The sequence below is a fragment of the Novosphingobium sp. ERW19 genome, assembly GCF_012641315.1.
GTDB lineage: Bacteria > Pseudomonadota > Alphaproteobacteria > Sphingomonadales > Sphingomonadaceae > Novosphingobium.
The window spans coordinates 68,890-88,397 of sequence record NZ_JABAIC010000003.1; the positions used below are offsets into that span (position 1 = coordinate 68,890).

A 19,508-nucleotide genomic window follows, 5' to 3' on the forward strand; every position below is an offset into this window, starting at 1 on the left:
CACACCCGCTATAACCTAGGTTAGTGCCCGTCATTCAAGCAGGCGGGCCATGCTCAAGCGCATATCCACGGACGAAGTCCAACTCGGCATGTTCATCCACAAGCTCGAAGGGAGCTGGTTCAGCCATCCCTTCTGGAAGCGGAAGTTCCTGCTCGATGATCCCGACATGCTCGAACGCCTGCGCGACAGCGAGGTGGACGGCGTGATCATCGATACGGCGCTGGGCAAGGCCACGGCGGACGAACCGACGGCGGCCCCGCAGATCGTCTCAGGCCCGCGCAACGCCGGGATGATCGCCCAGGCAACGCGCGCCGCCATCGAACCCGTGCCGCAGCGGCCCGGTCCCGGCTTCGGCCGCGCGCCAGCCGCGATGCCCATCGCCCGCGAATTCGGCCGGGCCAGGCGCGCCGCCGGCGATGCGCTGCGCGTCGTGAGCAAGGCCTTCATCCAGGTCAGGCTCGGCAAGGCGATCAAGGTGCAGGAAATCGAACCTGTGCTCGATGCGGTCTATGCCTCGGTCCAGCGCAATCTCTATGCCTTCAACGGGTTGCTGCGCTGCCAGAACGACAACGAGCCGGTCTATCGGCACTCACTCGCCGTCAGCGCCCTGATGATCGCGCTGGCCCGCCACATGAAGTTCTCGCCGGTAGACATCCGCGACGCGGGCATGGCAGGCCTGCTCATGGATGTCGGCGTGGGCCAGCTCCCGGTCGATCTCGCCTCGGTCGGGGGAGACTATTCGCTGCTGCGCCCCGACCTGCGCGAACAGCACGTCGTGCTTGGCTACACCTTCCTCAAGGCGGCTGGCGACATTCCCGAGCCGGTCCTGCGGGTAATCCTGCACCATCACGAGAGGCTCGACGGCAGCGGCTATCCACAGGGGTTGAGCGGCGCGGCAATCGAAGCCCTCAGCCGCATGGCCGCAATCTGCGACACCTATGACACGCTGATTTCCGGTGTCGAACAGCTGGACCCCGCCGACGCCATCCGCCGCCTGCGCGAACAGCCCGGATCGTTCGATCCCGCCATCCTAGAACGCTTCGTCGAAACCGTCGGCGTATACCCGATCGGTTCCTTCGTCCGCCTGCGGTCCGACCGCCTGGCCATGGTGGTAGACGAGGACCCCGCCGACACCGCGCTCCCCGTGGTCCGCACCTTCTGGTCGCTGCCTCTCGCCAAACGGCTCAAGGGCGAGACGATCGCGCTTGCCCATTGCTACGGCGACGATGCCATCGAAGGCATCGCCGATATTGCAGGGCTCGATCTGCCGGATATCGGCGCGCTGCGCGAAAGCCTGCTGGCCGCCGCCTGCAAGGAAGCGGCCTGATCCTAGTTTGCTATCACGCCGTAAAGGTCGTGCGCGTCGGCGTCCTCTATCAGCACCTGCGCGAAATCGCCAGCCTTCAGCGTGGCTGGCACGTTGCGCAGATAGACTGCGCCATCGATCTCAGGCGCATCGGCCTGTGACCGCGCGGTGGCACCGATGTCGCCGTCCTCGTCCGGCTCGCCCACTTCGTCGACGATCACCTTGATCGTCCTGCCGATCTTGGCCGCCAGCTTGGCCGCGCTGATGCGCTCGGTGGTTTCCATCAGCCGGGCATAGCGCTCTTCCTTGACCGCTTCAGGCACGGGGTTGGGAAGGTCGTTCGCAGCGGCACCTGCCACAGGCTCGAACCGGAAGCCGCCGACGCGATCAAGCTGTGCCTCTTCCAGCCACTCCAGCAGATACTCGAAGTCGGCCTCGGTCTCGCCGGGGAAGCCGACGACGAAGCTCGAACGGATAGCGATGTCGGGGCAGATTTCGCGCCAGGCCTTGATGCGGTCCAGCACCTTGGCCTCATTCGCCGGGCGCTTCATCGCCCGCAGCACGTTCGGGCTGGCGTGCTGGAACGGGATGTCGAGATAGGGCGTCACCAGTCCCTCGGCCATGAGCGGGATCACCGCGTCGACGTGGGGATAGGGATACACGTAGTGCAGCCGCACCCACGGCGTCTCGCCTTCCGGCGTGCGCAACTTGCCCAGTTCACGGGCGAGGTCGGTCATGTGCGTGCGGACCGGGTTGCCCTTCCACACGCGCTCTTCATGGCGCACGTCCACACCATAGGCCGACGTGTCCTGGCTGATCACCAGCAGTTCCTTCGTGCCTGCCGCCACCAGCTTTTCGGCCTCGCGCAGCACGGCGTCGATCCGGCGGCTGGCCAGCTTCCCGCGCAGGCTTGGGATGATGCAGAACGCGCAGGCGTGGTTGCAGCCCTCGGAAATCTTGAGGTAGCTGTAGTGGCGCGGGGTGAGCTTGATGTCCCCCGGCTCGGCCTGCGGGATCAGGTCGATATAGGGGCCCATGCTCGGCGGTGCGGCTTCGTGCACGGCCTCGACCACCGCTTCATACTGATGCGCGCCGGTCACGGCGAGGACCTGCGGAAACTTGGCGCGGATCACGTCCGCCTCGTTGCCCATGCACCCGGTCACGATCACGCGCCCGTTCTCGGCAATCGCCTCGCCGATTGCGGAAAGGCTCTCTTCCTTGGCGGAATCGAGGAAGCCGCAGGTGTTGACCAGCACCACGTCGGCACCGGCATAATCGGCGCTCATCGCATAGCCGTCGGCGCGCAGGCGGGTCAGGATTCGTTCGGAATCGACCAGCGCCTTGGGACAGCCGAGGCTGACCATGCCGACTTTGGGGGCTTCGGGAATTTCGAGAGGGGGAATCTGGCTTGCCATCGTGGCGCGGCCCATAGGCTAAAAAGCACGCCACGTCACCATTGGCCCGCTTGGCGTTGCCTTCCGCGTTTCTCAGGCGTAGCAGATGGTTGCAGCGGGGGCTTGGCAAAGAAGGAAAAGATGGGCCCGGTCAACTGGATAGCCGTCGTTGTTGCAACGCTTTTTGCGCTCGGTGCGTCAGCCCTTTGGTATGGCCCGCTGTTCGGCCGTGCCCGGCTGGAGGAAGTCGGCCCCGGCAAGCTCGGCATTCGCCGCTCGCCTGCGCGAACCGCTGCGATCACTACTGCGCTGCTGTTCATTTCCGCCAGCATGATGGGCCACATGTTCGCCCGCGTCGGGGCGGCCACGCTCGACGTGAAGTGGTGGCTCTACTTCATGATGTCGGGCGGGCTTGCCATCGCCTTCATCATCCCCTCGCTGTGGATCAGCTACAGCCAGCAGCGCATCAGCACGCGCCTCGCCTTGATTGACGGTGGCTTCTGGCTCGCCGCCTACCTCTCGATGGGTCTCGCCTTCATGCTTCTCGGCCAGTAGCCGGGGTCGGGGCGATCTCGACGATCTCGTCGCCATCCTCCAGCCGTTCGGCAGCCGCTTCCCAGAAGCCGATGACCGTGCCGCGCCGATAGATCCTCAAGCCTCGCCCGCCGCTGGCCAGCGCCGCCAACGGACGGCCGACTTCCTCGGGCCGCACCTTGCGCTCCACCAGTTGCACCCGGCCTTCGACCGAGGCGAGATCGGTCAGGTATTCGGCGACGTGCTTGCCATGGGCGGACCCGGCCATCAGCAGCCCGGTAAAGCGCACCGGGTTGATGACCGTGCTGGCCCCGGCCTGGCGCGCCAGATCCTCGTTGTCCGCCGCGCGCACCACGGTGCTGATCGGCACGCCCGGCGCCAGGTGCCGCGCGGTCAGCGTAATCAGGATCGAGGTATCGTCGCGGCCGGCCGAAACCAGGATGGCGCAGGCCCGGTCGATGCGCACGTCGACCAGCGTGGCATCGCGCGTGGCATCGCCAGCCATGACATTGCAGCCGATGTTGGCCGCTGCCGCCAGCGCGCTTTCCGAAGGATCGATCACCACGATGCAGCCCGGATCGGTGCCGCGCGCGACCAGTTCGGCCACGGCTTCGGCCCCCGATACGCCAAAGCCCAGCACCACGATATGATCGGTCAGGTTCTTCTGGATCTGCGCCATGCGAAACCGCTCCCAGGTGCGCTTGATGATGAAATTGTAGGCCGTGCCGACGAAGATGAAGATCACCGCCACCCGGATCGGCGTGACGATCACCGCCTCGATCAGCCGCGAACGGTCGCTCACCGGGGCGATGTCGCCAAAGCCGGTGGTCGTGATCGAGATCATCGTGAAGTAGACCACGTCGAGGAAACTGATCGTCCCGTCATGGCTGTCCTTCAGCCCGGCCCGGTCGATCCAGTGGACGGCCACCACGATCGCCACCAGCGCAAACGCGGCACCCAGCCGCAGGCCAAGGTCGGCCCAGACCGAGACCTTCAGCGTTCGCCGCAACACGTTCGTCGGCTTGCGCCCGCCACGGCGGAGAAGGTGAAGGTCCATCAGCGTTACAACCGCGGCGGCAGGTATAGTTCCGGATCGCGCGGCACATTGTTGCGGCGCAGCTCGAAATGAACCGTAGGCCGCTGCACTTCACCGCTTTGCCCGACCAGCGCGATGCGCTCGCCTTTGGTCACGGCCTGCCCTTCCTTCACCGTCATCATGCCAAGATAGGCATAGGCCGTGACGAAGCCGCCGCCATGATCGATCAGGATCAACTGCCCGAAGCGCTCGGGCTCCTTCCCGGCATAGAGCACCGTGCCCGCCGCCGCCGCCCGCACTTTCTGTCCGGGGTGGGCAATCAGGTCGATCCCGTTCGAAGGAATGCCTGCCACCTTGTCGCGATAATGGCTGACGACCGCGCCTTCGGTGGGCCAGCCGATCTTCGGTGCGTCGGATTCACGCGGCGCAAGCGGCGCGCGCGCAGGCGGGGCGGGTCGCAGCGTCGGGGCCGGGCGGGGCACCGCCTTCGGGGTTTCGACCGCAGCAGCCGAGGGAGAGGGCTTTGCCAGAGCTTTGGGCGCACCCTTGGGCGCGCCTTTGGGTTCTGGCCGCTTCAGCACCTGCCCGATGCGGATGACGTAAGGGCTGGGGATCGCGTTCGCCTCGCCCAGCGTCGCCATGTCCACGCCCCAGCGCCGCGCGATGTCCGAGAAGGTATCGCCCGCCTGCACGGTATAGGTCCATGCCACGATCGGCGGGCGCGCGCCCTGCGCAACAGCCGGTGCCGCTGCCAGCAGCGCAAGGCCTGCCGCCAGCGCGCGGATCACGCCAGCGGTTCGAGGCGGGTCAGCCCGCCCATGTAGGGGTGCAGCACTTCCGGCACGTCCACCGATCCGTCCTCCCGCTGGTAGTTCTCCAAGACTGCCACCAGCGTACGGCCCACGGCAAGGCCCGAACCATTAAGAGTATGAACGAACTCGGTGCCTTTTGCCCCTTCCGGGCGATAGCGCGCATTCATCCGCCGCGCCTGGAAGTCGCCACAGTTCGAACACGACGAGATCTCGCGATAGGCGCCCTGGCCCGGCAGCCAGACCTCGAGGTCATAGGTCTTGCGCGCCGTGAAGCCCATGTCGCCGGTGCACAGCAGCACCTTGCGATAGGGCAGGCCCAGCGCCTGCAGCACGCCTTCTGCGCAAGCGGTCATGCGCTCATGCTCGGCTTCCGAATCCTCGGGCTTGGTGATCGAAACCAGTTCAACCTTCTCGAACTGGTGCTGGCGGATGAACCCCCGCGTATCGCGCCCCGCCGCACCGGCCTCCGAGCGGAAACACGGCGTCAGGGCCGTCATGCGCAGGGGAAGCTGGGCCTCGCCCAGAATCTGGCCCTGCACCGCATTGGTCAGGCTGACCTCGGCGGTCGGGATCATCCAGCGCCCGTCGGTGGTCTTGAACAGGTCTTCCGAGAACTTGGGCAATTGCCCCGTGCCAAACACCGCCTCGTCCTTGACCAGCAGCGGCGGAATGCATTCCAGATAGCCGTTCTCGCCGGTCTGCCGGTCGAGCATGAACTGCGCCAGCGCCCGGTGCAGCCGCGCCATCCCGCCCTTGAGGAACGTGAATCGCGCGCCCGAAATCAGCGCGCCGGTTTCGAAATCAAGCCCGAGCGCCGGGCCGAGATCGGCATGCTCCTTCGGCGTGAAGCTGAACTCGCGCGGGCTTCCCCAGCGCAGCAGTTCGGCATTCTCGCTCTCGTCCGCACCCTCCGGCACATCAGCGGCAGGCGCATTGGGATAGGCGGCCAGTGCAGCGTTCTGCTGCGCCGTCAACTGGCGCTCTTCCTCCTCCAGCGAGGGCAGTTCCACCTTCAGCGCCGCCACTTCGGCCTTCAGCGCTTCGGCCGTATCCTTGTCGCCCTTGCTCATGGCCGCGCCAATGGCCTTGGATGCTTCATTGCGGCGGGCCTGCACTTCCTGCATCCGCGTCGCGATCTCGCGACGGCGCGCGTCGAGCGCGAGGATGGCTTCAGCAGCAGGCTCCACCCCGCGGCGGGCGAGGGCGGCATCGAACGTGGCGGGGTTTTCGCGGATCAGGCGGATATCGTGCATGGCGCAGCGCTATGCCGCCTCGCGTCTCCCGGCGCAACCCGCCCTCGGCGCTCTTACATGCGGGGGCAGGTATTCATGCCCAGCAGCGAATAGAGCGGGCAGGTGCGCATCAGGCCGGTCAGCAGCGGCACCACGCCGATCCATCCGAAGGGTGTCTGCGGCCCGACGAAAACGAGCGCGATCAGCACAAGGCCCAGCACGATGCGAGCCGCGCGGTCGATCCCGCCAACATTGGTCTTGAACATGGGTCTGGTCCTCCTTGCTAACCAGCCCATGATGCCACGTTATATTAGAAGTTCCTTGATTTCGCGCAAACCGCACTCACTTCTCTCTCTTACCCTCGCTGGGCTCCTCGCTCGAATGGGAAAGGCGCGATGCATCCTGCGTCCTGTCCTTGCGAACCCCTTCGCTGGGCTCCTGCGAGGAAATCGCCTGCATCCGCCGCTGCGCTTCCGGATACTGCTCGGGCGTCACGCTTGAATTGATCTTGGTGGTCGCGTGGACTTCGCTGTTGAGGCTTGCGTTGTCGCTCTTCGGCTCCAGCGGTGGCGTGCGTTCATCCTTGTTTTGCATGGAAATTTCTCCGTGGGGGAGAAAGACCAATCCACCTGGGCAACGCGCGGTTCCGCCAGATACAGAAAAGCCCGCGATCTCTCGCGGGCCGTTTCTGGTGGGCGCGACAGGGATTGAACCTGTGACCCCACCCGTGTGAAGGGTGTGCTCTACCGCTGAGCTACGCGCCCGTCAGAGCAAGGTCGGCGTTCCGACCGCTTGACAGGGGCGGGCCTCTACGACGCTCCGCTTCGATTGACAAGTGGGGCAATCAAGATATTTGCGCCCTCCATGAGCGACGAAACCATTCAGCCCGAAACCTCTGGTCCCGACGTCCCGCCGGACCGTCTCGCGATCAACCCGCGCAGCCCCTATTTCGATGCGGACAAGCTGCGCCGCGGCGTCGGCATCCGCTTCAAGGGCGTGGTGCGCAACAATGTCGAGGAATACTCGATCTCCGAAGGCTGGGTGCGCGTGCAGGCGGGCAAGAGCATGGATCGCAAGGGTAACCCGCTCACGATCAAGCTCAATGGCCCGGTCGAAGCCTGGTACGAAGACCTTGGGCCAGACGCGCCGGTCGCCAAGGCCTGACTTCCCGATCCTCCCTGTTTTCACGAAGTGCAAACGGGGAGGGGAACCGCCAGCAAGGCTGGTGGTGGAGGGGCACTCTTTGCCTTTGCCCCTTACCGCGGCAATAGCCGCCCGCGCTCCCGCGTAACCAGCGCGGTAAGCCAGTCCTTGAACGCCCGCACGCGCGCCAGGTTGTGCGTGTCCTTGTGCGTCACCAGCCAGAACGATCGCGTCACGCGGGCGGCGGGCAGGACCGGCACCAGCCATTTGTCCGAATCGCCGATGAAGCATGGCAGCACGCCGATGCCCGCCCCCGCCGCGATCATGCGGTGCTGCGCGATGATCGAGGACGAGCGCAGGTTCGCGGTCAGGTCCGGTTCGATTTCAGCGAGATAGCGCAGTTCCGGCGCATAGAGCAGATCGGGGATATAGCCCACCAGCCGGTGTCCGCGCGCGAGTTCGGCTGGCTTTTCCGGCAACCCCTTTTGCGACAGATACCCGCGCGTCGCGTAAAGCCGCAGCGTGTAGTCCGAGAGCTTCCCCGCGATCACCGGCCCTGCGCGCGGGCGCGATAGCGTGACCGCAAGGTCGGCTTCGCGCTTGGACGGGCTGAGAAATCCTGAAGAAGCAACGAGATCGACCATCAGCCTCGGGTTGGCCTCGACAAAACTGCGCAGGGCAGGGGCAACAATCCAACTCCCGAAGCCTTCGGACAGACTCACCCGCAAGTTACCGGCAACTCCCCCCACACTCGCGGCATTCTCGGCGATGCGACTGGCGGCCTGGTCCATCGCCTCGACCTCGGCCAGCATCGCCTCGCCCGCTTCGGTCAGGACCTGTCCTTCGCGCGTCTGTTCGAACAGCGTGGCGCCGGTGCGAGTCTCGAGCCGCCGCAACCGCCGTCCGATCGTCGTGGCATCGACGCCCATGCTCGCCGCTGCCCGCGCGAGTTGTCCGGCGCGCGCCACCGCGAGAAAGGCCTGAAAATCGTTCCAGTCGCTCGACTGCATCCGGTCACCTGCAAATTTGCAGGTAGACCTCGCACATTCGCTTGTTGCCTGCAATCTCCGGCGGGCGCATCACGCTGCGCAAGTCTTGGTGAAAGAGGATTTCTGATGCGTCTCGTAGACCACTTCATCGTCGGCGGCCCCGGCGGCGCGCCCGCCCGCAAGAGTCCGATCTTCGATCCCAACAACGGCGGCGTGCAGGCCGAAGTCGCGCTTGGCACCGCCGAAACGCTCGAGCGCGCCGTGCAGGCCGCCCTCAAGGCGCAGCCCGCCTGGGCCGCCACCAACCCGCAGCGCCGCGCCCGCGTCATGTTCCGCTTCAAGGAACTGGTCGAAGCCAACATGGACAGCCTCGCCCACATGCTCTCGTCGGAGCACGGCAAGGTCATTGCCGATTCCAAGGGCGATATCCAGCGCGGCCTTGAGGTTGTCGAATTCGCCTGCGGCATCCCGCACGTGCTCAAGGGTGAATACACCCAAGGCGCCGGCCCCGGCATTGACGTCTATTCGATGCGCCAGCCGATCGGCATCGGCGCGGGCATCACGCCGTTCAACTTCCCGGGCATGATCCCGCTGTGGATGAGCGCGATTGCCATCGCCACCGGCAACGCCTTCATCATCAAGCCTTCCGAGCGTGACCCCTCGGTCCCGGTGCGCCTGGCCGAACTGTTCATCGAAGCGGGTCTGCCCGAAGGAATTTGCCAGGTCGTCCATGGCGACAAGGAAATGGTCGACGCGATCCTCGATCACCCGGCCATCGGCGCGGTCAGCTTTGTCGGCTCGTCGGATATTGCCCACTACGTCTACAACCGTGGCGTCGCCGCCGGTAAGCGCGTGCAGGCCATGGGCGGTGCCAAGAACCACGGCATCGTCATGCCCGACGCCGACCTCGATCAGGTCGTCAACGACCTGTGCGGCGCGGCCTTCGGTTCGGCTGGCGAGCGCTGCATGGCCCTGCCCGTCGTGGTGCCCGTGGGCGAGGAAACCGCCAACAAGCTCCGCGCCAAGCTGATCCCGGCAATCGAGGCCCTGCGCGTCGGCGTCTCGACCGATCCCGAAGCGCACTACGGTCCGGTTGTCACCCAGGCGCACAAGGAAAAGGTCGAAGGCTGGATCGGCAAGTGCATCGAGGAAGGCGGCGAACTCGTCGTCGATGGGCGCGGCTTCACGCTGCAGGGGCATGAGGAAGGCTTCTTCGTCGGCCCGACGCTGATCGACCATGTCACGCCCGACATGGACAGCTACCACAACGAGATCTTCGGCCCCGTCCTGCAGATCGTCCGCGCCAAGGACTTCGAGGAAGCGCTCGCGCTGCCGTCGAAGCACCAGTACGGCAACGGCGTCGCCATCTTCACCCGCAACGGCCACGCCGCGCGTGAATTTGCTGCCCGCGTCAATGTCGGCATGGTCGGCATCAACGTGCCGATCCCGGTGCCGGTTGCCTACCACACCTTCGGCGGCTGGAAGCGGTCTGCCTTCGGTGACACCAACCAGCACGGCATGGAAGGCGTGAAGTTCTGGACCAAGGTCAAGACGATCACCCAGCGCTGGCCGGATGGTTCGCCTGATGGTGGAAACGCCTTCGTCATCCCGACGATGGGCTGACCTGAGGCCTCATGGAAAGGATCGCTCCGGTGCGCGTTGGTTATGCCATCAACCACACCGGAGCACTCCCGATGAAGCATCTCGCTCTTCCCCTGCTGATCCTGCCGCTGGCGCTTGCCGCGTGCTCAGACCCTTCGCCCGAGCCCAGCGCTTCGGCGACGCCCAGCCTCGCGCCCATGGTCAGCGAGAGCGAGGCGATGGCCGCGCCGGTCGCCCCCGGCGCCAGCGAAGCCGCGCCGATCACCGCCGCCACCTTCCCTGCAGCCATGCGCGGCAAGTGGGCGATGAGCCCGGCGGACTGCGACCCCACCACCGGGGCCGACAAGGGCGCGCTGACCATTGGCGAGAAGTCGGTGAAGTTCTACGAATCCGTGGCTGACCTGACCAACGCCAAGGTCGCCACGCCCACCGAAGTGCGCGCCGTGTTCGATTACGAGGGCGAGGGCATGAAGTGGCAGCGCGATGCCAGCTACAAGCTCGAGGACGGCGGCAAGACCCTGGTGCTGACCGAATTTGGCGATGACGCACCGCAGGGCCCGCGTCGCCACAGCCGTTGCAAGTGAGGGGATGAAGATGAAGCTGCCGATCATCGCCATCGCCGCTGTCGCCGGCCTTTCGGCCTGCACGCAAGCCACCCCGCCCGAAGACTTGCCGGCGATGCCGCAGGGCACTTGCAATGCCGATCCGGCGCAGTCGCTGCTCGGCACCAGGGCCACCGCCGAAGCGGGCACGCAACTGCTCAAGCTGACCGGGGCACGCACCTTGCGCTGGGTGCCGCCGCGCTCTGCCGTAACGATGGACTACCGCGCCGACCGGCTCACGGTGTCCTATGATGATGACTACACCTTGGTCCGCATTTCCTGCGGATAGGTCTGGACAGCTTGGGCGGTGGACCATATCCGCCGCCCATGCTTCAGTTTAAGGGCACGGTTAATTCCGTGTGACGGGAAAAGACAGATGACCGACCAGTTCGCGCTGACCGAAGACCAGATCGCCATCCAGGACATGGCCCGCCGCTTCACCGCCGATGCCATTACCCCCTTTGCCGCGCAGTGGGACGAAGACCACACCTTCCCGCGTGACACGATCAAGGCGGCCGCCGAACTGGGTTTTGCCGCGATCTACGTCAGCGAGGAATCGGGCGGCATTGGCCTTGGGCGTCTCGAAGCTGCGCTGATCATGGAAGCCATGGCCTATGGCTGTCCGGCCACCAGCGCGTTCATCTCGATCCACAACATGGCGGCGTGGATGATCGACACCTTCGGTGGAGACGAGATCAAGGGCCGCTATCTTCCCGATCTGGTCACCATGGACAAGATCGCCAGCTACTGCCTTACCGAGCCCGGTTCGGGCTCTGACGCAGCCGCGCTCAAGACCACCGCCCGCCTCGATGGTGACCATTACGTGGTGAATGGCACCAAGCAGTTCATCTCCGGCGGCGGCGTCAACGATATCTACGTCACCATGGTCCGCACCGGCGACGAAGGTGCGCGTGGCATCTCGTGCCTCGTCATCGACAAGGACATGGACGGCGTCAGCTTCGGCGCGCCCGAACGCAAGCTTGGCTGGAATGCCTCGCCCACCGCGCAGGTCATCTTCGACAACGTGCGCGTGCCCGTCGCCAATCGCGTCGGGGCCGAGGGCGACGGCTTCAAGTTCGCCATGGCAGGCCTCGATGGCGGTCGCCTCAATATCGGCGCCTGTTCGCTGGGCGGTGCGCAGCGCTGCCTTGATGAGGCGATCGGGTACGTCAAGGATCGCAAGCAGTTCGGCAAGTCCATCGCCGAATTCCAGAACACCCAGTTCGTCCTCGCCGACATGGCGACCGACCTCGAATCCGCCCGCGCGCTGCTCTACATGGCAGCGGCCAAGGTGACCACCGGCGCGCCCGACAAGACGCGCTTCTCGGCCATGGCCAAGAAGCTGGCGACCGATAACGGCTCCTCGATCGTCGATCGCGCGCTGCAGATGTTCGGCGGCTACGGCTACTTGCGCGATTACCCGATCGAGCGCTTCTGGCGCGACCTGCGCGTCCACCGCATCCTTGAAGGCACCAACGAAGTCATGCGCATGATCGTGGGAAGGGACCTGCTGAAGTGACCGACGAAGTTCTTGGCCGGCGTGAAGGTGCAGCTGGTATCCTCTCGCTCAACCGCCCCCGCGCGATCCATGCGCTGACGCTCGACATGGTCCACGCCATGACCGCATCGCTTCTCGAATGGCGGGGTGACGATGGCGTCGCGGTCGTGATGATCGACCATCAGCTGCCCGCCGATGGCGATCCCAAGCTGTCGCGCGGTTTCTGTGCCGGTGGGGATATCGCCTTCCTGCGCAATTCGGCGCTGAACGATGGCGGCACGTCTGGCCGCAAGTTCTTCCACGACGAATACCAGCTCAACCACTTGCTGATGACCTACGGCAAGCCCGTGGTCGCCTTCATGGATGGCATCACCATGGGCGGCGGCGTCGGCATTGCCGGACCCGCGACCTACCGCGTGGCGACCGAGAACACCAAGCTCGCCATGCCCGAAACCGGCATCGGCCTGTTCCCGGACGTTGGCGGCGGCTGGTTCCTCTCGCGCCTCAAGGGCCGCCTCGGCCAGTACCTCGCGCTGACGGGTGCGCGGCTCGATGGTGCGGAATGCGTCTGGGCCGGTCTTGCCACGCACTACCTGCCATCGTCCAACCTGGCCGAAGCCAAGGCCTGTATCGCCGCCGATCCCGAGAACATCCCGGCGATCCTGCGCGAACTGTCAGCCGTCCCGCCCGAGCCCAAGATCGCCGCCCACGCCGCCGACATTGCCCGCCTGTTCGCCTCTGACCGCTACGAAGACATTCTCGCCGCACTCGAAGCCGACGGCTCGGACTTTGCCGCCGAAACCCTAAAGACGCTCCACACCAAGAGCCCGCAGACCTGCAAGGTCGCCCTTCGCCAGCTCGCCACCAGCCTGACGCTGCCGGACTTCGCAGCCAACATGGCGATGGAATACCGCATCGGCGCCCGCGTCCTGGTCCTGCCGGACTTTGCCGAAGGCGTTCGCGCCGTCATTGTCGACAAGGACCACGCGCCGAAGTGGTCGCCCGCCACCGCAGAGGGCGTCACCGACGACCTGCTCGACCAGATCTTCGCGCCGCTGGGCGCTGCTGACGAATGGAAACCGCTATGACTTACGAAACCATCCTCGTCGAACAGAAGGGTGCCGTCACCCTCATCACGCTGAACCGCCCGCAGGCATTGAATGCGCTCAACTCGCAGGTTCTGGCCGAACTGATCGAGGCCTTTGCCGCCTATGAAGCCGACGCCTCGCAGCGTTGCGCGGTGCTGACCGGCTCGGGCGAGAAAGCCTTTGCCGCCGGCGCCGACATCAAGGAAATGTCGGAAAAGCCCGCCGCTGATTTCTACAACGAGGACTTCTTCTCGAAGTGGACCAGCCACCTCGTCAAGACCACGCGCAAGCCGTGGATTGCGGCGGTCAACGGCTTCGCGCTGGGCGGCGGTTGCGAACTCGCGATGATGGCCGATTTCATCATCGCTTCGGAAAACGCGAAGTTCGGCCAGCCCGAGATCAAGCTTGGCGTGGCGCCCGGCATGGGCGGCTCGCAGCGCCTGACCCGCGCCGTGGGCAAGGCCAAGGCGATGGACATGTGCCTCACCGGCCGCATGATGGATGCCGCTGAAGCCGAGCGTTCGGGCCTCGTCACCCGCGTCGTGCCGCTGGCAGACCTCCTCGCCGATGCGCTCAAGACCGCCGAGACCATTGCCGCGATGCCGCCGATGGCCGCTGTCGCCAACAAGGAAATGGTCAACGCCGCGTTCGAGACCACGCTCGACCAGGGCTTGCTGTTCGAACGTCGCGTCTTCCAGATCCTCACCGCCAGCGAGGACAAGGCCGAGGGCATGAAGGCCTTCATCGAAAAGCGCCCCGGCGTGTGGAAGGGGCGTTAAGTTCAACAAGTCCCCCTCCCGCAGGCGGGAGGGGTTAGGGGTGGGCTGGTCTCACCCACCATTTCGGGAGACGGCCCACCCCCGGCCCCTCCCGCTTGCGGGAGGGGAGATTCTCATGAAAATCGCATTCATCGGCCTCGGCAACATGGGCGGCGGCATGGCCGCGAACCTCGTCAAGGCTGGCCACGACGTTCACGCCTTCGATCTTGCCGAAGCGGCGCTCGAACGGGCCAGGGAAAACGGCTGCACCACCTACACCTCGGTCAAGGAAGCGGTGCAGGGGGCGGATGCGGTCGTCTCGATGCTGCCCAACGGCGCCATCGTGAAGTCGGTCTACAGCGCGGACGTGATCGGCCAGGCGCCAACCTCGGCCCTGCTGCTCGATTGCTCGACCATCGACGTTGCCACCGCGCGCGAAGTTGCCTCGGCGGCTGATGCTGCCGGCTATGTCATGGTCGACGCGCCTGTCTCGGGCGGGATCGCCGCGGCCAATGGCGGGACCCTGACCTTCATGGTCGGCGGCTCCGACGAAGCCTTCGCGCGCGCCGAGCCGATCCTTGCCGCCATGGGCAAGGCGGTGATCCATGCCGGGGCCAGCGGGGCAGGGCAGGCCGCCAAGATCTGCAACAACATGCTGCTTGGCGCCTCGATGGTCGCCACCTGCGAGACTTTTGCCATGGCCGAGAAACTCGGCCTTGACCTGCAGACCTTCTACGACATCTCGTCAAAGGCTTCGGGCCAGTGCTGGTCGATGACCTCGTACTGTCCGGTCCCCGGCGTCGGTCCACAGAGCCCCGCCGACAATGGCTACCAGGGCGGCTTTGCCACGGCGCTGATGCTCAAGGACCTGAAGCTGGCCATGGCCGCTGCAAAGGACGCCGGCGCCGATGTGCCGATGGGCCAGCGCGCGGAAGAGCTCTATTCGGCTTTCGCCGACGCGGGCAACGCCGGCCTCGATTTCTCGGCCATCATCAAGTCGCTCTAAGCTGGTGCCCCCCGCGAAAGCGGGGGCCTCGGTCGCGCTGGTCAGCGCGTCTTTGCTGCGATGATCCGTCCGATCGGATCGTTGGCCAGACCGCCCGTCGCCTTTGCCACCGGCTTCACCGCCGCAGCCTTGGGCGCCTCGTACCGATAGGCGAGTTCGCGCCGCACCGGCGCGGGCTTTATCGTCACCTCCGGCCGAATGCCCTTGAGGAAATCCGCCCCTATGGCCTTGCGTGGCGCTGCCACCGCCTTGGGCTTGTCCGCCGAGGCCAGCAGCGTGACCCGCTCCTTCCGGCCCGGTCTGTCCGGATAGATGAAGCCGTTGACCGGCCAGGCTGTGGTGCCGAGGTTGCCGATCGGCGCATACCACACCCGCACTTCCGACCAGTCGTTCGCTTCGGACACGTCCACCGCGCGCACGTTGTCCTCGATCTGCCCGCGCCGCCCGTCGATGGGCGACCAGTTGGCATGGCGCAGCAGCACGGTGCGCGAATCGATCACCCGGCTCACGGCCGCCACATGGCCCAGTTCCATCCGGCCATAGGGTGCAAAGCTCATCACTGCGCCCACTTTCGGGCGGTGGCCGCGGGCATAGCGCCCCTCGGCCTGGTCCCACCAGGTCAGCGCATCGCCGAAGATCTGGATGCCGCTGATCGAGCGCGCATAGGGCACGCACTGCAGGTAGGGCAGGGGCGCGTCCTCGCCGCGATAGTCCGAAGAACTGGCGGAAAAGCCCCGCTCCCCGCGCATTTCGGGCATGTCCACGGCTTCGGCCATGGCGTTCCCGCAAGGCAGCGCGGCGGCGATCACGACAAAGATCCGGAACCCTCTCATCACGCCTCGGAGTAGAAAGTTTAGGTCAATGTAATGTTGCGCAGATTGGTTAATGGTCAGCTAAACAATAGTTAGCCCTGTGCGCCGCCCTTGCCTTTCGCCGCACAAACAGCCACGGGAGGCCCATGCGCCCTCAGGTCATCATTATCGGACGCCCGAACGTCGGCAAATCGACGCTGTTCAACCGCCTCGTCGGCAAGAAGCTGGCGCTGGTGGACGATCAGCCCGGCGTGACGCGCGACCGTCGCTTCGGCGATGCGACGCTGCTCGGGCTTGATTTCACCATTGTCGATACGGCGGGCTGGGAAGATCTTGATCCCGACACGCTGCCCGGCCGTATGCGCCAGCAGACCGAAGCCTCGCTGGTCGGCGCCGATGTCGCGCTGTTCGTGATCGATGCGCGCGCCGGCGTCACCCCGCTCGACGAGGAAATCGCTCGCTATCTGCGCCAGAGCCGCGTTCCCATCGTGCTCATGGCCAACAAGGCCGAAGGCCGGCAGGGCGATCCCGGCATCTACGACGCCTTTGCCTTGGGCTTTGGCGAACCCGTCGCCTTCTCCGCCGAACACGGCCAGGGCCTTGCCGACCTGTTTGAAGCGCTGCGCCCGCATCTTGAACCCAAGCAGGTCGAAGAGGAAGAAGCAGCCGAAGCTGAAGGCGACGAGGAGGAGTTCGATCCCGAATCCGTCCTCAAGCTGGCCATCGTCGGCCGCCCCAATGCGGGCAAGTCCACGCTGATCAACAAGCTGCTCGGCGAAAACCGCCTGCTCACCGGGCCGGAGGCGGGCATCACCCGCGATTCCATCGCCATCGACTGGCAGTGGTTCGATCCCGAGCGTGAGGGCTATCGCCCGGTCCGCCTGATCGACACGGCGGGCATGCGCAAGAAGGCCAACGTCACCGAGAAGCTCGAGAAGATGTCGGTCGCCGATGCGCGCCATGCCATCGACTTTGCCGAAGTCGTCGTGCTCACGCTGGATGCCACGCGCGGGCTGGAGCATCAGGACCTCAAGATCGCCTCGATGGTGCTTGAAGAGGGCCGCGCACTGATGATCGCTATCAACAAGTGGGACGTGGCCGAAGATCCCTCCGGCCTGTTTCAGGGCATCCGCAAGGCGCTCGATGAAGGTCTCGCACAGGTGCGCGGCGTGCCGCTGCTCGCCATCTCGGGCCGCACCGGCAAGGGGCTGGACGATCTGCTCAAGGCCGCGTTCGAGATCCGCGCCGCCTGGTCCAAGCGCGTGCCGACCGCCGCATTGAACCGCTGGTTTGACGATGCGCTCGCCGCCAACCCGCCACCGGCCCCCGGCGGCCGCCGCATCAAGCTGCGCTACATCACCCAGGCCAAGACCCGCCCGCCCGGCTTCGTCCTGTTCGGCACCCGGCTTGATCAGCTGCCGGAAAGCTATCGCCGCTATCTGGTCAACGGCATCCGCCGCGAACTCGGCTTCGACGCCGTGCCGATCCGCCTGACCTTGCGCAGCCCCAAGAACCCATTCGCGAAGTAGCCATGCCTACCGAAGCCCTGCCTCTCGCCCGCACCTCGCTCCCGCAAGGGCTGGGTGGGGCGCTGTGGCGGGGCATCCGGGGCAAGTGCCCGCGCTGCGGCGGCACCCACCTGTTCGCGCGCTTCCTCAAGCCGGTCGAGCGCTGCCGCCTGTGCGGCCAGAACTGGACGCTCCACGCGGCTGACGATTTCCCGCCCTACATCTCGATCCTGCTGACCGGGCACATCATGGCCCCGGTGATCATCGAACTCGGCCTCCACACCGGCCTTCCGGGCTGGGCGATGATGCTGATCGTCGCGGTGATGGCGTTGGCGCTTCTCGTCGGCCTGCTCCAGCCCGCCAAGGGCGGCGTGATCGCGCTGCAATGGTGGCTGGGGATGCACGGCTTTGCCGGGCGGGCGGGGAAGGTTGAGGCTGGCGCATCACCCTGATCCTCCCCGTTTTCACGAAGTGCAAAGGGGGAGGTGTCGGCGCGCAGCGCTGACGGAGGGGTAGCAGCCCCTCCACCACCCACTTTGCGGGCGGTCCCCCTCCCCGTTTGTCCTTCGGAAAACAGGGAGGACCGCATTTGTCGCCTACCTAAGTCCAACGTCACCCCGGGCGAAGACCCGGGGTCCCGCTTTTCCCTGTTAGCGCACCGCCAGAAGAAGCGGGACCCCGGATCAAGTCCGGGGTGACGGCGGTTTTTAGGCGCTGGCAGAGCTGGTGAAATGTCGAGAATGGGTCAAAGGCGGGCTTGGCTACGGAGGATCAATCACCGCCGTAAGCATCCGCGGTGATAATAGTCAGGCTCGCATCTTCAGTCAGAAACAGGCAGATGTCGTCAAAGTTTATAAACCGCTGCTGTACGCCCTTGCTCACCTCAACCCAGCATTGATCGTGCACAGCAGCAGACTTCTCTAGGCCAAAATACTTCAAAATCACTGCGACAGCATCAACGCTATGCATGCCGATAATGTTCTCATCACCGATCAGAAAATGTGTGTGCGACGAAAATCCTGTTACGAAACGATCTTTTACAAAAACAGTGTATGACCCATCACGACTGTCAAATATCTCCGAACCAATCTCGTCTGCCGATTCGACGAGACAGTGGAGCGATCGAAAATCATCGTAATCTTCGATCGGCACACCCAATCTAAAACCTGCAACTTGGTTGCATGGCTGCCACCAAGCACCTTCAGACCCATTTCTCGATTGACAGCTCATTGAGAATGAATGGGGCAACTGCGGAATATTCGCAATCTCCTTCGTATCCAGATCTTCTGCTTCCAACTTGGTGACCGCCAGCCACCCCCTCACAAAAAATTATTCGGCCAGATCATCGTCCGCCACATGTGCGCCGTTGGCGAGCCATCAAACCCCAGACCTTCCTCCGGCTCTCGGAAGTTCCTTGCGATGACGCCTTCCAGCTCCTCGGGCTCCACCACCGGGAAGTCGTCGAAGAAGTAGGTGTCGTAGAGCGTGACCTGCCGCGCGGTCATGTACCATTCGTGGCCTCGCGCGTATTCGGCGTCGCGCAGCAGGTATTCGGGCACCTGATAGTCCGGCCCGAAGAACTTGTGGTAGCTGTCGGGATAGGCATAGCCGACGCTTTCGTCCGCCACATAGCGCAGCGCCTGATGGTACTTCACCGCAAAGGCCACTTCCGGATCGACATAGGGTGCGATCAGCTGCGCGCTCCAGTAGCCGTGGTCGCAGCGGACAAGGCAGCCGTTGGAAATGTCGTGCAGCAGGCAGGCCATCACGACCTTCTCCGGCAGGCCATCGTCCAGCGCGCGCTTGGCGCTGACCAGCAGGTGCCGCACGGTGATGTCGCCGAAGCGGCAGCGGAAGAAATCGAGCAGGCGTGGCCGCTCGGGCATCCGCGGCAGGGCGGGATTGTCGCCCATCATGAACACCGTCTTCGGGTTCAGCAGCTTGAGCAGTTCCGCCTCGTTGTCGACGAAGTCGGTGCCCTTCCAGCCCACCGGCGAGGGATAAATCAGCCTCTCGCGCCCGGCCTGGGGATAGGGACGGTTGTCGTTATCGGTCATGGGGTCAGGGTAGGCGGGGTGGTGTTTTCCGGCAAGCGCCGATGCCCACCCCCGACCCCTCCCGCCTGCGGGAGGGGAGCAATAGTCCTTTCTGCTCCCCTCCCGCAGGCGGGAGGGGCTGGGGGTGGGCC

At 65.1% G+C, this 19,508-nt stretch carries 22 protein-coding genes and 1 tRNA gene; 12 read left to right on the forward strand and 11 right to left on the reverse strand.

Annotated features, from left to right (window positions below):
* Nucleotides 1-49: 49 nt before the first annotated feature.
* Nucleotides 50-1,327: an HD-GYP domain-containing protein gene (locus HGI46_RS06265; RefSeq protein ID WP_168903537.1), complete on the forward strand. Its 1,278-nt coding sequence runs from the start codon at nt 50-52 to the stop codon at nt 1,325-1,327.
* A gap of 2 nt (nt 1,328-1,329) precedes the next feature.
* Here the strand turns inward: HGI46_RS06265 and rimO are convergent, their stop codons facing one another.
* On the reverse strand, nt 1,330-2,736 hold the full coding sequence (rimO, locus tag HGI46_RS06270; RefSeq protein WP_168903538.1) for a 30S ribosomal protein S12 methylthiotransferase RimO: 1,407 nt from the start codon (nt 2,734-2,736) through the stop codon (nt 1,330-1,332).
* An 87-nt stretch (nt 2,737-2,823) separates the two neighbouring features.
* On the opposite strand from rimO, the gene HGI46_RS06275 reads away from it, so the two are divergent.
* A complete protein-coding gene (locus HGI46_RS06275; RefSeq protein ID WP_240946619.1) occupies nt 2,824-3,255 on the forward strand; it encodes a DUF1761 domain-containing protein in 432 nt (143 codons plus the stop codon).
* On the opposite strand, the gene HGI46_RS06280 is transcribed toward HGI46_RS06275, so the two are convergent.
* From HGI46_RS06280 to HGI46_RS06305, 6 genes are all read right to left on the reverse strand, one after another.
* Nucleotides 3,236-4,291 (reverse strand): potassium channel family protein, encoded by a 1,056-nt coding sequence (locus HGI46_RS06280; protein ID WP_118073212.1) that lies wholly within the window; start codon nt 4,289-4,291, stop codon nt 3,236-3,238. The two genes, HGI46_RS06275 and HGI46_RS06280, sit on opposite strands and share 20 nt — an antisense overlap.
* A 5-nt stretch (nt 4,292-4,296) precedes the next feature.
* Nucleotides 4,297-5,058: a M23 family metallopeptidase gene (locus tag HGI46_RS06285; protein ID WP_168903539.1), complete on the reverse strand. Its 762-nt coding sequence runs from the start codon at nt 5,056-5,058 to the stop codon at nt 4,297-4,299.
* Entirely contained in the window at nt 5,055-6,335 is a 1,281-nt protein-coding gene (gene serS, locus HGI46_RS06290; protein ID WP_168903540.1) for a serine--tRNA ligase, read from the reverse strand. The genes HGI46_RS06285 and serS overlap by 4 nt, the downstream gene beginning before the upstream one ends.
* A 53-nt stretch (nt 6,336-6,388) precedes the next feature.
* Nucleotides 6,389-6,580, reverse strand: a complete 192-nt coding sequence (locus HGI46_RS06295) for a DUF2892 domain-containing protein (protein WP_118073214.1) — start codon at nt 6,578-6,580, stop codon at nt 6,389-6,391.
* A 76-nt stretch (nt 6,581-6,656) separates the two neighbouring features.
* Nucleotides 6,657-6,908, reverse strand: a complete 252-nt coding sequence (locus HGI46_RS06300; protein WP_168903541.1) for a hypothetical protein — start codon at nt 6,906-6,908, stop codon at nt 6,657-6,659.
* Nucleotides 6,909-7,003: 95 nt separating this feature from the next.
* Nucleotides 7,004-7,078 (reverse strand) — tRNA-Val (locus HGI46_RS06305).
* Between the two features lie 100 nt (nt 7,079-7,178).
* Between HGI46_RS06305 and HGI46_RS06310 the strand changes: the two genes are divergently transcribed.
* Nucleotides 7,179-7,478: a DUF3297 family protein gene (locus HGI46_RS06310; RefSeq protein WP_118073216.1), complete on the forward strand. Its 300-nt coding sequence runs from the start codon at nt 7,179-7,181 to the stop codon at nt 7,476-7,478.
* 92 nt (nt 7,479-7,570) lie between these two features.
* On the opposite strand, the gene HGI46_RS06315 is transcribed toward HGI46_RS06310, so the two are convergent.
* The gene (locus tag HGI46_RS06315) at nt 7,571-8,467 is read right to left on the reverse strand and encodes a LysR family transcriptional regulator (RefSeq protein WP_118073217.1); all 897 of its coding nucleotides are present in this window, start codon (nt 8,465-8,467) and stop codon (nt 7,571-7,573) included.
* A gap of 105 nt (nt 8,468-8,572) precedes the next feature.
* On the opposite strand from HGI46_RS06315, the gene HGI46_RS06320 reads away from it, so the two are divergent.
* The 7 genes from HGI46_RS06320 (at nt 8,573) to mmsB (ending at nt 15,000) form a co-directional block, all read left to right on the forward strand.
* Nucleotides 8,573-10,069, forward strand: a complete 1,497-nt coding sequence (locus HGI46_RS06320) for a CoA-acylating methylmalonate-semialdehyde dehydrogenase (RefSeq protein WP_039337732.1) — start codon at nt 8,573-8,575, stop codon at nt 10,067-10,069.
* Between the two features lie 11 nt (nt 10,070-10,080).
* Nucleotides 10,081-10,632 carry a hypothetical protein gene (locus HGI46_RS06325; protein WP_118073219.1) on the forward strand — a complete coding sequence of 184 codons (552 nt, stop codon included), beginning with the start codon at nt 10,081-10,083 and terminating at the stop codon, nt 10,630-10,632.
* 4 nt (nt 10,633-10,636) lie between these two features.
* Nucleotides 10,637-10,939: an I78 family peptidase inhibitor gene (locus tag HGI46_RS06330; RefSeq protein ID WP_240946620.1), complete on the forward strand. Its 303-nt coding sequence runs from the start codon at nt 10,637-10,639 to the stop codon at nt 10,937-10,939.
* 87 nt (nt 10,940-11,026) lie between these two features.
* Nucleotides 11,027-12,169 (forward strand): acyl-CoA dehydrogenase family protein, encoded by a 1,143-nt coding sequence (locus tag HGI46_RS06335; protein WP_168903543.1) that lies wholly within the window; start codon nt 11,027-11,029, stop codon nt 12,167-12,169.
* Nucleotides 12,166-13,236, forward strand: coding sequence for an enoyl-CoA hydratase/isomerase family protein (locus HGI46_RS06340; protein ID WP_168903544.1), 1,071 nt, complete (start codon nt 12,166-12,168; stop codon nt 13,234-13,236). The genes HGI46_RS06335 and HGI46_RS06340 overlap by 4 nt, the downstream gene beginning before the upstream one ends.
* Complete coding sequence (locus tag HGI46_RS06345; RefSeq protein ID WP_168903545.1) at nt 13,233-14,015, forward strand: enoyl-CoA hydratase-related protein; 783 nt, start codon at nt 13,233-13,235, stop codon at nt 14,013-14,015. Before HGI46_RS06340 ends, HGI46_RS06345 begins: the two co-directional genes overlap by 4 nt.
* A gap of 115 nt (nt 14,016-14,130) precedes the next feature.
* Entirely contained in the window at nt 14,131-15,000 is an 870-nt protein-coding gene (gene mmsB / locus HGI46_RS06350; protein WP_168903546.1) for a 3-hydroxyisobutyrate dehydrogenase, read from the forward strand.
* Between the two features lie 41 nt (nt 15,001-15,041).
* Here the strand turns inward: mmsB and HGI46_RS06355 are convergent, their stop codons facing one another.
* Nucleotides 15,042-15,749, reverse strand: coding sequence for a CHAP domain-containing protein (locus HGI46_RS06355; protein WP_168903823.1), 708 nt, complete (start codon nt 15,747-15,749; stop codon nt 15,042-15,044).
* Between the two features lie 209 nt (nt 15,750-15,958).
* On the opposite strand from HGI46_RS06355, the gene der reads away from it, so the two are divergent.
* Entirely contained in the window at nt 15,959-17,341 is a 1,383-nt protein-coding gene (gene der / locus HGI46_RS06360; protein ID WP_168903547.1) for a ribosome biogenesis GTPase Der, read from the forward strand.
* 2 nt (nt 17,342-17,343) lie between these two features.
* Nucleotides 17,344-17,772: a DUF983 domain-containing protein gene (locus HGI46_RS06365; RefSeq protein WP_168903548.1), complete on the forward strand. Its 429-nt coding sequence runs from the start codon at nt 17,344-17,346 to the stop codon at nt 17,770-17,772.
* Between the two features lie 319 nt (nt 17,773-18,091).
* Here the strand turns inward: HGI46_RS06365 and HGI46_RS06370 are convergent, their stop codons facing one another.
* Both HGI46_RS06370 and HGI46_RS06375 read right to left on the reverse strand, forming a co-directional pair.
* A complete protein-coding gene (locus HGI46_RS06370) occupies nt 18,092-18,643 on the reverse strand; it encodes a hypothetical protein (protein ID WP_206065587.1) in 552 nt (183 codons plus the stop codon).
* Nucleotides 18,640-19,377, reverse strand: coding sequence for a hypothetical protein (locus tag HGI46_RS06375; protein WP_168903550.1), 738 nt, complete (start codon nt 19,375-19,377; stop codon nt 18,640-18,642). Before HGI46_RS06375 ends, HGI46_RS06370 begins: the two co-directional genes overlap by 4 nt.
* Between the last annotated feature and the right edge of the window lie 131 nt (nt 19,378-19,508).

Bases quoted from the DNA above. Each gene is read 5' to 3' on its own strand.
- HGI46_RS06265 (WP_168903537.1), top strand. From the start codon at position 50: ATGCTCAAGCGCATATCCACGGACGAAGTCCAACTCGGCATGTTCATC.
- rimO (WP_168903538.1), bottom strand. From the start codon at position 2,736: ATGGGCCGCGCCACGATGGCAAGCCAGATTCCCCCTCTCGAAATTCCC.
- HGI46_RS06280 (WP_118073212.1), bottom strand. From the start codon at position 4,291: ATGGACCTTCACCTTCTCCGCCGTGGCGGGCGCAAGCCGACGAACGTG.
- serS (WP_168903540.1), bottom strand. From the start codon at position 6,335: ATGCACGATATCCGCCTGATCCGCGAAAACCCCGCCACGTTCGATGCC.
- HGI46_RS06295 (WP_118073214.1), bottom strand. From the start codon at position 6,580: ATGTTCAAGACCAATGTTGGCGGGATCGACCGCGCGGCTCGCATCGTG.
- HGI46_RS06300 (WP_168903541.1), bottom strand. From the start codon at position 6,908: ATGCAAAACAAGGATGAACGCACGCCACCGCTGGAGCCGAAGAGCGAC.
- HGI46_RS06310 (WP_118073216.1), top strand. From the start codon at position 7,179: ATGAGCGACGAAACCATTCAGCCCGAAACCTCTGGTCCCGACGTCCCG.
- HGI46_RS06315 (WP_118073217.1), bottom strand. From the start codon at position 8,467: ATGCAGTCGAGCGACTGGAACGATTTTCAGGCCTTTCTCGCGGTGGCG.
- HGI46_RS06320 (WP_039337732.1), top strand. From the start codon at position 8,573: ATGCGTCTCGTAGACCACTTCATCGTCGGCGGCCCCGGCGGCGCGCCC.
- HGI46_RS06325 (WP_118073219.1), top strand. From the start codon at position 10,081: ATGGAAAGGATCGCTCCGGTGCGCGTTGGTTATGCCATCAACCACACC.
- HGI46_RS06330 (WP_240946620.1), top strand. From the start codon at position 10,637: ATGAAGATGAAGCTGCCGATCATCGCCATCGCCGCTGTCGCCGGCCTT.
- HGI46_RS06335 (WP_168903543.1), top strand. From the start codon at position 11,027: ATGACCGACCAGTTCGCGCTGACCGAAGACCAGATCGCCATCCAGGAC.
- HGI46_RS06345 (WP_168903545.1), top strand. From the start codon at position 13,233: ATGACTTACGAAACCATCCTCGTCGAACAGAAGGGTGCCGTCACCCTC.
- mmsB (WP_168903546.1), top strand. From the start codon at position 14,131: ATGAAAATCGCATTCATCGGCCTCGGCAACATGGGCGGCGGCATGGCC.
- HGI46_RS06355 (WP_168903823.1), bottom strand. From the start codon at position 15,749: ATGCGCGGGGAGCGGGGCTTTTCCGCCAGTTCTTCGGACTATCGCGGC.
- der (WP_168903547.1), top strand. From the start codon at position 15,959: ATGCGCCCTCAGGTCATCATTATCGGACGCCCGAACGTCGGCAAATCG.
- HGI46_RS06365 (WP_168903548.1), top strand. From the start codon at position 17,344: ATGCCTACCGAAGCCCTGCCTCTCGCCCGCACCTCGCTCCCGCAAGGG.
- HGI46_RS06375 (WP_168903550.1), bottom strand. From the start codon at position 19,377: ATGACCGATAACGACAACCGTCCCTATCCCCAGGCCGGGCGCGAGAGG.